Here is a 12,392-nt window from a genome sequence, read left to right on the forward strand (position 1 = left end):
GGAAACGGCCGGAGATTCAGACTTTCTCGGTAGGCTGGAAAGAGTTAATCACCTCGGCAATCGACGGTAACGTCCTTCGTGTTATGAAGGCGGGCCGGCGTCAGCATGAAAGGTGTCTCAGATGAGAATTGATTATTTCGGTCCCGACTCGCAGTTCATCTTCTCCGCGTTCAACGTCCGTGGCGGCGATATCGAAGATGTCTCGATCAACTCGACCCGCTACGTGGGTTTCAACACCTCGACCGGATACAGGGTTACCGTCGAAGGACGCGGCATCGGTTACGATTCCTTCGGCGATCCGAGCTTCGACCGGGTGACGGGCCTGCGGTTCGAGCGTGACGGACGGACGGTCGGTACGTTCTCGAACATGAACTGGGACGGCGACGAGTTCCGCGACGCGATCGACGACTTGCTCGAGCAAGGCGATGTCGACGAACTCGAGGACCTTCTGTCCGAGGAACCGCTCACCATCAACGCACGCGATGCGAACGCGGCGCTGACCATGTCGGGTCAGCAATTCTCGACCATCTTCTTCGATTTCGATGCGCCGGTGACGATTTATGGCTCGGCCTTCTCGGACTTCCTCATCGCGGGTGAGGAGGAGGACGAGATCTATGCGGGTGCGGGTAACGACATCCTTTATGGTGGCGAAAGCGACGACCGGCTCTTCGGCGGAACGGGCAACGATTCCGTGATCGGCGACGAGGGCAACGACACGCTCGGCGGCGGCGACGGCAATGACGAGATCGAGGGTGGCGACGGCAACGACGAGCTCTGGGGCGCGCTTGGCGACGACACCCTGATGGGCAATGCCGGAAACGACACGCTCGGCGGCTTCCGCGGTGACGACAGCCTCGATGGCGGCTTCGGCGACGACGAGCTCTGGGGCTCCTACGGCAACGACACGCTCATGGGCGGCGGCGGCGACGATACGCTCGGCGGCTTCGAGGGCAACGACGAGATCTGGGGCGGCGCAGGCAACGACGAGGTCTGGGGATCGCTCGGCAACGACACGCTGATGGGCGAGGCGGGCAACGACACGCTCGGCGGGTTCCGCGGCAACGATTCCATCGATGGCGGTGCAGGCGACGACGAGATCTGGGGCTCGTTCGGCAACGACACGCTTCAGGGCGGTGCCGGCAACGACACGATCGGCGCGGGCGAGGACGACGACATCGTGGGCGGCGGTGCCGGTCGCGACGAGATCTCGGGCGGCGCGGGCGACGATCGCATCTTCGGCGAAGGCGGCAACGACACCATCTTCGGCGGCGGTGGCGACGACGTGATCCGCGGCGGTGGCGGCGACGACCTGATCTATGGCGGTCGCGGTGCCGATACCTTCGTTTTCGGTGCGAACGAGGGCGACGACGATATCCGTGGCTTCTCGCTCTCCGAGGGCGACACTCTGGGGCTCGCCGGGTCGCTCTTCGACGGAACCGCTCCGAGCGCCGAGCAGGTCGTCGACCAGTTTGCCAGCGTGAATGCAGCCGGTAACGTGGTCTTCGATTTCGGCGACACCTCGTTCGAGCTCTTCGGCGTGGGCTCCACGAACGGTCTCGCGGACGCGATCACCTACGACTTCTGATCGCGGCCATCTAAGGTCTGCGGACCCGCGCGGAGGGCATTCCCCCGCGCGGGTTCTTTCGTTCTGGCCCTCCGCAAGGGTGATCCGGACCGTCAGGGGTTTTCCGAACGGGATCGAGGCCATAGCCTCCGAGAGGCGGATGCACGCCAAGTCCGGCACCCGCTCGGACCATGGCCCCCAAGGGAAAAGACTTTCATGTTGATCCAGTATTTCGGCCCTGATTCCGGGTTTCTCTTCGACGCGATCCCGAGCGACGGGGGTGATCTCGTCCCCGCGGGGCCGTTCACCTCCACTCGGCTGACAGGCCGGAATCCCGACACCGGCTACGAGGTCACGCTTCTGGGCGAGGGGTTCAGCCGAGATTCTGGAGAGACCGATTTCGACCGGCTGACTGGGATGGAATTCCGTCTGAACGGTCGGCTTGTCGCCCGGATCGCGCAGGTCGACTGGACCCAGGACGAGTTCGTGGAGGGCTTCGGGCCATTGGTCGTCGCGGGCAGCGTCGAGGGCCTTCAAGGTCTCTTCTCCACCGCCCCCCTCACGATCGACGCGCGCGATGCCGGTACGTCGCTGGCGATGGGATCCTTCGAGAATGGCGACCTCTTCTCCGGGATCGACGCCCCCATGATCGTCTACGGTTCTGCTTTCGGAGACGAGATCCTCGGCGGCCGGCGCGGGGAGAGCGAACTCTTCGGCCGAAGCGGAAACGATACGATCCTTGGCAGCTACGGGGGCGACAGGATCTTCGGGGGCGCGGACGACGACTTGATCGTAAGCGATGCCGGAGATGTCCTGGGGGATACGGGCGAGGGTATGACCCCGGTCGATGTGACAGGCGATACACTTGGCGGCGGCGCGGGCGACGACACCGTCATCGGCGGTTCGGGCCGCGACGAGATCTGGGGCGGGACGGGCCATGACACCCTCGCCGGCCAGGCGGGTGACGACACGCTCGGCGGGTTCCACGGCGACGACCTTATGGCGGGCGGTTATGGCGATGATGAACTCTGGGGGGCATTCGGCAGCGATTCCCTTCTCGGCGAAGCGGGCGACGACACGCTCGGCGGCTTCGACGGCGACGATGCCATCTTCGGCGGGGACGGACGTGACGAGCTCTGGGGCGGCCGGGGCCGGGACACGCTCGGCGGGAACGAGGGTCACGACCGGATCGGTGCCGGCGCGGGCGACGATACCGTCGATGGAGGGGCTGGCTTCGACGAACTCGCGGGCGGGACGGGCGACGACATCCTTTTGGGGGATGCGGGTCATGACACGATCTACGGTGCCGCGGGCGACGATACGATCTTCGGCGGGTCGGGTGACGACCTGATCTTCGGCGGGACCGGCGCGGATGTCTTCGCCTTCTCGACGGGCGACGGGGACGATACGATCCTCGGCTTTTCGGCACCCGATGGCGACAGGCTCGCCTTCGACACCGATCTTTATTCGAACGCCTCCGACGGGGAGCAGGTCGTGGATCGCTTCGCGAGCGTGAACGGGTCGGGCAACGTGGTCCTCGATTTCGGCGACACGTCGCTCGAACTCGTGGGTGTCGGGGCCCTCTCGGATCTCGCAGGCGTCATAACCGACGAAATCTGATCCACGGAAAAACCACAGGATTTTGTCCTTGCCCCCGTGGCGCTCGGGCGCGAGAAGCGGGAAACGTCGACGACAAGGGAACATCGACATGCGTATTGCGGTGATCGGAACGGGCTATGTCGGCCTGGTCTCGGGTGTCTGCTTCTCCGATTTCGGCCATGACGTGGTCTGCGTCGATCGCGATGCGGCCAAGATCGACCGGCTCGAACGTGGCGAGGTCCCGATCTACGAGCCTGGACTCGAGCCGCTGATGGCCCGCAACGTCGAGGCGGGACGACTCTCCTTCACCACGGATCTCGACGCGGCGCTCGAGGCCGTACAGGCAGTCTTCATCGCGGTGGGCACGCCGACCCGGCGCGGCGATGGCCATGCGGACCTGACCTATGTCATGGCGGCGGCCGAAGAGGTCGCGAGGAAGGCGAAGGGCTACGTCGTCATCGTCACCAAGTCGACGGTGCCCGTGGGCACAAACGCGCGCGTTGCCGAAGTGGTGGCCGAGGCCAATCCTGATCTCGATTTCGACGTGGCCTCGAACCCCGAATTCCTGCGCGAGGGGGCTGCGATAGACGACTTCATGCGTCCCGACCGCGTTGTCGTCGGCGTCACGAGCGAGCGGGCAGGGGCGGTCATGTCCGAGATCTATCGCCCCCTCTTCCTGCGCGAATTTCCGATCATGGTAACCGATCTCGAATCGGCCGAGATGATCAAATACGCGGCCAATGCCTTCCTTGCGACCAAGATCACGTTCATCAACGAGATCGCCGCGCTCTGCGAGAAGGTGGGTGCCGACGTCAAGCAGGTCAGCCGCGGCATGGGGCTCGACGGACGCATCGGCAACAAGTTCCTGCATGCGGGTCCGGGCTATGGCGGATCGTGCTTCCCGAAGGATACCCGCGCGCTCGCCCGGATGGGGCAGGAGCACGCGGCCCCCATGCGCATCACCGAGGCCGTGATGGAGGTCAACGAGGAGACCAAGCGGCGCATGCTCGCCAAGCTGCGCGACCTCTGCGACGACAGCTTCAACGGCAAGGTGATCGCGGTGCTGGGCGTCACCTTCAAGCCCAATACCGACGACATGCGTGATGCGCCCTCGCTCACCATCGTGCCCGCGCTCGTGGGCGGCGGGGCCGAGGTGCGGGTGGTCGATCCGCAGGGCCGCCACGAGGGCGAGGCATTGCTGCCGAACGTTGACTGGCACGATGACCCTTACGCCGCCTGTGCGGGTGCGGATCTTCTGGTGCTGCTCACCGAATGGAACGAGTTCCGCGCACTCGATCTCAAGCGCATCGCGGGCTCCATGCGCAGTCCGCGGATGGGCGATCTGCGCAACATCTATACCGCGGACGACGTGGCCGAGGCGGGGTTCACCGCCTATGACAGCGTTGGCCGCATGCCCTTTGCGCGGGACTGACCGCGGAACTACGCGTCAGTATTCGACGGTGACGAGCACGGAATCGGTATACGCCCCGGCCCGGAGCGGCTGGTCGCCGAAGATGCGGCCGAAGACCGTGAAGGTCTGCGAACTGCCCGTGCCCAGTACGCGCGGGGGCAGTGTGCCGGGCGTGTCGCCCCAGGGCTGACTGCGGCCCGCATCCATGTAGAGTCCGTAGCGCAATTGCGCCCCGAGCGGCCCGGTCATGCGCCGATCCGCGGGTCCCGTCGCCCCTGATCCGGTCCCGAGGCCGAGCCGGACGGTATAGTTGGTATCGCGGGTGCATCTGACGGTGATGCCGGTCGCGGCGTCGACGCCGCCGCGCGCATCGGGGCCGATCCTGCCGAAATCGAGTGTCGCAGCGTCGACCTCGCAACTGTCGCTGACGAAGGCGCTGACCTGAAAAGGTGGGATCGGTGCCACGGTGCCCGTCTCGGCACAGCTCGACACGCCATAGCGGATCCGCGCTCCCGTTGCTCCCGAAAAGGTCGAGACATGGGGCCCCGTGCTGGTTCCTGCCCCGGGCCCCGTTGCCACGATGTCGGCGAAGACGGGCATCGTCGCGCGACCTCCGAGCAGAGCGAAGACCGTGACGAATTCCTGCCTCCAGATATTGCCCGCCGTGCCGTTGCCGCCGCGACGCAATTCGAAGGGAAGTGCGCTTCCGTTGCCGCTCTTCATGTAGCGCGGCGAAAGGCCCGCGGCCGCGCCGCCATCGCCCGAGCCGAATTCGACGCAGACGCCGATATTCTGCACGAGCCCCGTGCAGTCGATCTGCAAGCTCCCCGAGGTGCTGTTGGCGGCCCCCGCGCGCAGCGTGACCGTGCCGAAGGAGACGTTGCTCATCGAGGCCGTGCATCTCTGCGCCTCGGCCGTGCCTGCCAGCACGAGAAACAGCCCCGCGAGGAGAAGGTGAAGGGCATGCCGGGGGGTCATCGGCAGATCGCCTCGGCCGCGCGGCCGTCGGGGGCGGGCTGCGGGACGATCGCCCGGCAGGTTCCCGAAGGCGGCATGGCCAGAATTTCGGCACCGATATCCGCCCCGCTCAGCAGGGCCGCCCCGTCGTAACCCACTCCCAGATCGGCGCGCCGCCCCGCGACGCTGAACGCCGTGCCGAGCGGCAGGGGGCTGCCCGATGCGTCGATCAGCGTGACAAGGTTGCGCGCGTCCCAACTGTCGATGCCGAACGAGACGAAGTGCCCCGTGCGCCGGCCCGGGACCACCTCGACCGCGGAATTCTGCCAGACGCTGTCGCTGGGCAGGTCGCGAATATCGATCGAGATCCGGTTGCTCGCCTGTGGCTCGAGCCCGGTGACGAGTGCGCGGCCCGCCGGGCCGGTCACGGCGACTTCCCGGTTCTGCAGCCGGATCGGCAGGCCTGACCGACCACCCTCGACGATCGCGAAGGCCCGGTCGATGGGCTGACCGACGGCGATCCTCCGGTCGACCGTCGCGAATGCGCCGCGCAACCTCGCCTCGAGCGAGGAGAAGCGCGCGCCCGCGCGACCCGAGAGCTCGACCTCGCCAATGCCTGTGCGGGTGCGGATTCGCCCTGCAATACGGCGCGAGGGGCCGGTCGGCACCGCCTCGAGAGCATAGCCGAGAGACCCCGCCCGGTTCTTCCGGGCGCGGTTGTAGAGCAGGGCGGTCTCCCCCTCGTCCGAGGCCGCCGCCTGGAACGTGCCGCCGCCGATCGACAGACTTGCCAGAACGGCGAGCCGGGTCTCGTCCTGCACCGCGTCGTGACTCGCGCTGAGGTTCAGCGACCCGCGGCCGCCGGGCAGGGGGGTCGAGTAATTGAAGCCGTAGCGCCGCGCCTCGACCCTTTCGTCCACGGAGCGGATGTAGCTCAGGCCGAAATCGTGGCGGCCCACGGGCAGGCTCAGGCTCAGGATGTCGCGCCGTCGCGGTGGACGGCTGGGCACCGCATCGTCGGACGCATCGATGGTGGCGGGCAGGTCGGTGAACCCGTCGCTGCTGCGGAAGAGGGCGCCTTCGAGGCGCAAGTCCCCCACGGGATAGGCCGAGAATTCGACATAGCCGAAATGGCCGCCTTGTTCCTCGAACCGGCTCGCGCCTGCATTGAGCGTCATCTCGGCCCGTCCGCCGAGGATCGTGCTGAGGCCCCCGCCCGCGAGCAGGAAGTCGCGGCTCGACGCGGCATGACCTTCGAGAGTGACGCGGTCGGTGAGCCCGTAGCGCGCGGTACCGCTCAGGATCGTCCGGGGCAGGTAGCGCGACCCTTCCGACAGGCCGAAGCCCAGCCGCGGCCGGCCGATCTCGATCGACCAGTCGACGATTCCCTGACGCAGCAGGTCACGCGCCCCGAAGAACGGAAGCGCCTCGCGGGTGACCGTGCCGTCCGCGTTCTGGATCGACACGATCGCCGTTCCCGGCCCGCTCACCACCGGAACCTCGTCCAGCCGGAAACGTCCGGGTTCGGCCACGGTCGAGAAGACGGGTGCATCGTCGATCAGCACGTCGATCGTGCTCGGCACAGCGGCCGATCCTTCGTAGGAGAGGAGCGGTCGCGTGACGAGGTCGCGACGCAACCCGAAATCGCGCCGGATCTGCAGACCCGCCATTCGCACGGGTCGACCCCAGGCCAGCACCGACGAGATCGTATCGCCGATCCGTGCCGAGAGGGCCGTGCGGGGAAAGTCGATGTCGAGCGCGGTATCGTAACGGTCGAACCTGGTGGTGTCGCCCTCCTTGAGCCCGAAGCGCAACAATCCCGTCGTCGACAGCCGCGCGGGCCCCGAGAAGATCCAGGCGTCGATCCCCATGGTCGAACTGCGGTTCCCGAGGGCTCGCCCGGTCTCGCCGTCGAGGCGCAGGTTCAGATCGTAGTTGATCGCAGCCCCCGTGCTCCATTCCGCATCGAGCCGTTCGGCGATGGATGGCGAGAGCAGGGCGGGCAGAAGCCGGGCTTGCGCGGCCAGGATCTCAAGACGTTGCGTCGCCTCGACATAGCTCCAGGAGATCCCGGGAATCGCGTCAAGCAGGAGTTCTTGGCCGGAAAGCCCGGTCACGTCGATCCCGACCTGTTCCAGCGCGTCGCGGGTCATGGCGAACCGGCCGTCCGGCCCGCGCAGCACCTCGAGGACGAGACCGGTATTGCGGCCGTTCACGACGATCTCAAGATAGAGGGAATAATCGGCGGTGGCGGCGGTGGCCGGATCGATCTGCTGGGCCGATACCCGTCCGGGCCCGGCCAACCCGAGAAAGAGGGCTGCCAGAAGCGACAGTGGGCCCGGGATCCGACTTCCTCTCCGCCGCTCCACGTTCTGCGTGTGGCGGAAGGACATCATCCTTGCCGTGCGTCAGCCATTGAAACAGAGCGGAACGGAGTGGCGCATCCTGAGTGCGATCCGTCCTGACCCTTCGGCCTGGGTGGGCAAGGTGTCGACCAGGACGCGGTAGCATTCGCGACCCCGGACCGCGCTCCGTGCGGTACGCACGATCCGCACGGTCAGTTCCTGCCGACGGCCGATCTGCGCGATGGGCGGGCTCACCGCGACGGCGTTGGTGGGCGAGATCTGCGTCGGGGGCTGGCCTTCGGCCCAGGCGAAGACCCGGATCTGGACGGCCACTCCTTCGTCGCGGCCGGCGCGAATTGTCATGGTCGTCTGTGTCGAACCCGCGGGGATCTCGAGCCGGGTGGGCATGACCGAGATCGCGGCCGCGTGGAGCGGTGCCGCGAAAAGCGTGAATAGCGCCAGGGCGGCCGGGACGATCTGCATCGAAAAGGGCATGGACCCCCCTTCCTAGTAGCTGAGCGTTACGGTCAGTGTATCGCTGTAGCTCCCGGCGGGATAGACGGTGCTGCCCGGAACCAGGCCATAGATCAGGAGATTGCGTGGCGTGGCGCTGGCCAGGGTATCGGAGAGGATGGTTCCGCCGATCCCGATGGGCGTGGCCCGGCCGATGCCGGTGAAGATGCTGTAGGGAACGAAGCCACCGCTTCCGTTGCTCATCCGACGAACGCCGGTCGCTTGGTTGTCGCCACCGTCGACCGTCACGGTGACAGGGCTCGCCGCCGTGCAGACGACCTCGACGAGGCCGGGGCTCTGCTCGGTCGTCGATGCTCCGAGATTGAGGTTCGCGAAATCGAGAGTGGTCGCGTTGATCGTGCATTCGTTCGCGACGACCGCCGTCACGGTCAGCTCCGACGTCTGCGCCGAAGCCGAGATGCTGCCGATCAGGAGCGCGTGAAATGCCACGATCGCGCTTTTTGCGAAGATAGACGGTTTCGCTGAAAGGGGACGGGACTGGATCATTTCACCTCCATGATCGCGAGTTTCCGCACGTAAGATCGCCCAAAGCGGTTAATATCCGTTTAAAGACCTCGGGTGGTCCGGAAAGCCTTCCCGAGATGGCTGTGATCTTGAAGCGGGAAATTCCGTTCCGGATAGTTTTGCAGCCTTTCGAAACGTTCGTAAAACTGCAGCCTTCCCGAGACAGATAAAGGGGAGAGCCAATGTTATGGCAATCCAGCGGAGAATTTGCATTATGTAATAAATAGAGAGAACCATGCTTGCGGACACTGCAACTACCTGGCCGGGTCGGCTGTCTTGCACTGATCTTCTGGGCTTTGGACCCGGCTCCGCCGATCGTACCCGCGACTATCGTATTCGACGGTAGCCTTGCGTTCGTTTTGGCCCGGGCTGCAGGTGTGTCTCCTCTTGTTCCAACCCTACCCAGATCAGTCGAAACCGTAGCCGAGCAACCAGTCAGAACCCGGCAGTCTGCTCAACAAGGTCCGTACGCCAATGCGATTGCTTTTCTGCTCAACGGTTACGAACAGGTTCGAAGGGTGCCATTCGCTATTGATCGGGACGCGACCGGCTGATTTCCATCAGGGCATGCAGCTGGCAGATCGCTGCATACTGGACGCCGGATACAGAGTCATGACCAGCCAGATGCCGGATCAAGCGAAGGTTTTGCCAAGGGGGCATACATACATGGCTCAAGCGTAGCGCGACCGTTTTACCCGATCTGCTCAACTAGATACCTTTTGACGAAGAGATCGGTTCGGTGATCGCCGACGGTGCCTACGACATCCGCAAGTGCACGATGCGATCGCCGAACGCGGAGCCCATTCCGCCCCGAAAGAACGCGAAGCCCTGAAAGACCATCGTTGTTGGAGCCATAGCACAAAACGACGCCCTGCGCGCGGCCAGATACCTTGGTTGGGGTCTGCTCCTATCGGGTGGTCCGGTTTCAGTCTTGGTGCATGACTGGTCTTGGCACTAAGCTAGATGCCTGGAGCGGGGGTAATTTTATCTGGCTTTGGCGAGATCGTCGAAGGCCCTGAGGTGCCCGATCAGGGCTTCCATCCGGTCGACGGGGATCATGTTGGGCCCGTCCGAGGGCGCGCGGTCGGGATCCTCGTGCGTCTCGATGAAGAGCGCCGAGACCCCGACGGCACAGGCCGCCCGTGCCAGCACCGGCGCGAATTCGCGCTGTCCTCCGGAGGTCGCGCCCTGCCCGCCCGGCTGCTGCACCGAATGGGTGGCGTCGAAGACGACCGGGTATCCCGTCCGCGCCATCACCGGCAGACCGCGGAAATCGCTGACCAGCGTGTTGTAGCCGAAGGACGTGCCGCGGTCGCAGAGCAGGATCCGCTCGTTGCCTGTGGACGCGATCTTGGCCGCGACGTTTTCCATGTCCCAGGGGGCCAGGAACTGGCCCTTCTTCACATTGATCGCGGCACCCGTTTCTCCGGCGGCGAGAAGGAGATCGGTCTGGCGGCAGAGGAAGGCCGGGATCTGGATCACGTCGCAGGCCTCGGCCGCGGGGGCGCAATGCTCGGGCAGGTGCACGTCGGTGAGCGTGGGGCAGCTGAATTCGGCGCGGATCTTCGACAGGATCCCCAGCCCCTCCTCGAGGCCGAGCCCGCGCGTCGATCCCAGCGACGAGCGGTTGGCCTTGTCGTAGCTCGCCTTGAAGACGAAGCGCGTGCCGGTGGGCGCGCAGGCCTCGGCGATGCGTTCGGCCATCATGCGTGCGTGATCGAGGCTTTCGAGCTGGCAGGGCCCGGTGATGAGCGCGAACGGCTCCCGCCCGCCCACTGCGATGTCGCCGATCTCGACGATCCGCGTCTCGATGAAGTCCATCACGAAAGCTCCCTCAGCGCGGCCTCGATGCGGGGGCGGTCCTCGGGGTTGTTGAGCTCCCAGAAGACGCGGCCGCGCCCCTCGACCTCGACGCAGGCGACGGCCGTGCCGTTCTCGAGGAATCTCAGCTGTTCGAGCCCTTCGAGCGTCTCGAGCGTGCCGGGGGCCCAGCCGGTATAGGCGGCGAGCGTTCCGGGGCGGTAGGCATAGACCCCCACATGGTGGAAGACCGGGATCGGGTCGGGCAGCTTGCCGGGATCGATATAGGGGATCACTTCCTTCGAGAAATAGAGCGCGTGGCCCTTCGCATCCATCACCGCCGTGGTGCCGCCCACGCGGCCCGCCGCGCGATCCTCGCGGAAATGGTCGTAGCTCGTCCGATCGCAGCGCAGGACGGGCGTCGCGACCTGGGCTTCGGCATCGCGCTCCATCGCCGCCATCAGGTCCTCGATGAACCAGGGCGGCGTCAGCAGCGCGTCGCCCTGCAGGTTCACGATCAGGTCGGCCTCGATCCCGCCCGCCGTGAGCGCCTCGGCGCAACGCTCGGTGCCGTTGCGCGCGGTCTCGGAGGTCATGATGACATCGCCGCCGAAGCCGCGGACATGCTCGGCGATGCGCTCGTCGTCGGTCACGACATGCACATCCGAGACACCCTCGACGGCCTGCGCCGCGTCCCAGCTCAGCCGGATGAGGCTGCGCCGCGTGCCGTCGGGCAGTTCGATCTCCGCCAGCGGCTTGCCGGGATAGCGCGTCGACGCATACCGCGCCGGGATCAGGATCACCGTCTTCATGCCGCTCTCCCAGAAGTTCAAACCCGACCTACCGTCAATGCCAAAGACGGTAAACCGTGGACAGCAAAAGGCGGCCCGTTCTAGGCCACTTCGAAACGAATGCGCCTGAGGCAAAGCCCAAGCGGCCGCTTGTCCTGCCCGATCCCCAGCTTTTCCGGCGAGACCGTTCGCGCGAGGCTGATGCCCAGAAGGAAGGACGGGCTATCGCTGGCAAGGTCGATCGCGATCCTTCCCGACAGATCACCGGACCACGTTAGTTCGTGGGCCACCGGGGCTCCATCCACGGTCAGAAAGTCACCTGTCGGAAGGACGTCGCGCGAGAGCACATCGAACACCAGGACCAGCTTGCAGGGCGTTTGGGCGATGTTCGGCAGGTAGATCCCCGCTTCCCGCGCGGGCCCGCTCCAGCGCCAGCTCGAACTGCCCTTCTGTTCGGTCTCGTGCCAACCGAATCCCAACATCGACTCGTCGGGTTTCAGCACGTATGTGCCGAAGGCGGCCGGCCCCATTGCCGCCATGTCCGTGCCGAGCGCGTCGAACTGCGCACGAAGTGGATCGACGTAATCCCAGTCCTGTGTCAAGGCAAGCCGGTCTCGACCCAGCACGGCAGATTTCATCACGAATAGATCAGCCTGAGCGCGCGCGAGTTGCCGTACCAGAACGCGCAGCCCCCTTTCGACCCCGGCTGGCAAATCCTCATCCATCATCTGGGGCAGGAGCGTTTCCTCGTAGCGTTTGGCAAGATGCTCCATCAGGAATTCCGCATCGTTCCCGACCTTGGAAAGGTCGAGATGAGGTTCGGTTTCGGCGATCATGTCAGTGCTCATTCGCCTGTCGCGCTCCTGCAGTTCTGATAGTTCAGGTCC

General features: G+C 65.6%; 10 protein-coding genes and 1 pseudogene. 4 read left to right on the top strand and 7 right to left on the bottom strand.

Annotation, left to right across the window (positions count from 1 at the left end; genetic code table 11):
- Nucleotides 1-121: 121 nt before the first annotated feature.
- The 3 genes from RVY76_RS18275 to RVY76_RS18285 all read left to right on the top strand — a co-directional run bounded on the left by RVY76_RS18275 (nt 122) and on the right by RVY76_RS18285 (nt 4,595).
- Nucleotides 122-1,585: a calcium-binding protein gene (locus RVY76_RS18275; RefSeq protein ID WP_317377990.1), complete on the top strand. Its 1,464-nt coding sequence runs from the start codon at nt 122-124 to the stop codon at nt 1,583-1,585.
- A gap of 195 nt (nt 1,586-1,780) precedes the next feature.
- Nucleotides 1,781-3,184: a calcium-binding protein gene (locus tag RVY76_RS18280; RefSeq protein WP_317377992.1), complete on the top strand. Its 1,404-nt coding sequence runs from the start codon at nt 1,781-1,783 to the stop codon at nt 3,182-3,184.
- Between the two features lie 88 nt (nt 3,185-3,272).
- Nucleotides 3,273-4,595 carry a UDP-glucose/GDP-mannose dehydrogenase family protein gene (locus RVY76_RS18285; RefSeq protein ID WP_317377994.1) on the top strand — a complete coding sequence of 441 codons (1,323 nt, stop codon included), beginning with the start codon at nt 3,273-3,275 and terminating at the stop codon, nt 4,593-4,595.
- 15 nt (nt 4,596-4,610) lie between these two features.
- Here RVY76_RS18285 and RVY76_RS18290 read toward each other — a convergent pair whose 3' ends face one another.
- Genes RVY76_RS18290 through RVY76_RS18305 form a run of 4 tightly spaced genes read right to left on the bottom strand, consistent with a single transcriptional unit; the run spans nt 4,611 to nt 8,839 of the window.
- On the bottom strand, nt 4,611-5,552 hold the full coding sequence (locus RVY76_RS18290) for a spore coat U domain-containing protein (protein ID WP_317377996.1): 942 nt from the start codon (nt 5,550-5,552) through the stop codon (nt 4,611-4,613).
- Entirely contained in the window at nt 5,549-7,927 is a 2,379-nt protein-coding gene (locus RVY76_RS18295) for a fimbria/pilus outer membrane usher protein (RefSeq protein ID WP_317377998.1), read from the bottom strand. The genes RVY76_RS18290 and RVY76_RS18295 overlap by 4 nt, the downstream gene beginning before the upstream one ends.
- Before the next feature lie 12 nt (nt 7,928-7,939).
- The gene (locus RVY76_RS18300; RefSeq protein WP_317378000.1) at nt 7,940-8,371 is read right to left on the bottom strand and encodes a molecular chaperone; all 432 of its coding nucleotides are present in this window, start codon (nt 8,369-8,371) and stop codon (nt 7,940-7,942) included.
- A 12-nt stretch (nt 8,372-8,383) separates the two neighbouring features.
- Entirely contained in the window at nt 8,384-8,839 is a 456-nt protein-coding gene (locus RVY76_RS18305) for a spore coat U domain-containing protein (protein ID WP_317378002.1), read from the bottom strand.
- A 757-nt stretch (nt 8,840-9,596) separates the two neighbouring features.
- Between RVY76_RS18305 and RVY76_RS18310 the strand changes: the two are divergent.
- Nucleotides 9,597-9,809 (top strand): annotated as a pseudogene (locus tag RVY76_RS18310) (transposase); the annotation flags it as partial.
- 89 nt (nt 9,810-9,898) lie between these two features.
- Here the strand turns inward: RVY76_RS18310 and kdsA are convergent.
- From kdsA to RVY76_RS18325, 3 genes are all read right to left on the bottom strand, one after another.
- Nucleotides 9,899-10,735, bottom strand: a complete 837-nt coding sequence (gene kdsA, locus RVY76_RS18315) for a 3-deoxy-8-phosphooctulonate synthase (RefSeq protein WP_317377871.1) — start codon at nt 10,733-10,735, stop codon at nt 9,899-9,901.
- On the bottom strand, nt 10,735-11,526 hold the full coding sequence (locus RVY76_RS18320) for a manno-octulosonate cytidylyltransferase (RefSeq protein WP_317377873.1): 792 nt from the start codon (nt 11,524-11,526) through the stop codon (nt 10,735-10,737). Before RVY76_RS18320 ends, kdsA begins: the two co-directional genes overlap by 1 nt.
- 80 nt (nt 11,527-11,606) lie before the next feature.
- Nucleotides 11,607-12,353, bottom strand: coding sequence for a hypothetical protein (locus RVY76_RS18325; RefSeq protein WP_317378004.1), 747 nt, complete (start codon nt 12,351-12,353; stop codon nt 11,607-11,609).
- Between the last annotated feature and the right edge of the window lie 39 nt (nt 12,354-12,392).

Source organism: Palleronia sp. LCG004, from assembly GCF_032931615.1.
GTDB lineage: Bacteria > Pseudomonadota > Alphaproteobacteria > Rhodobacterales > Rhodobacteraceae > Palleronia.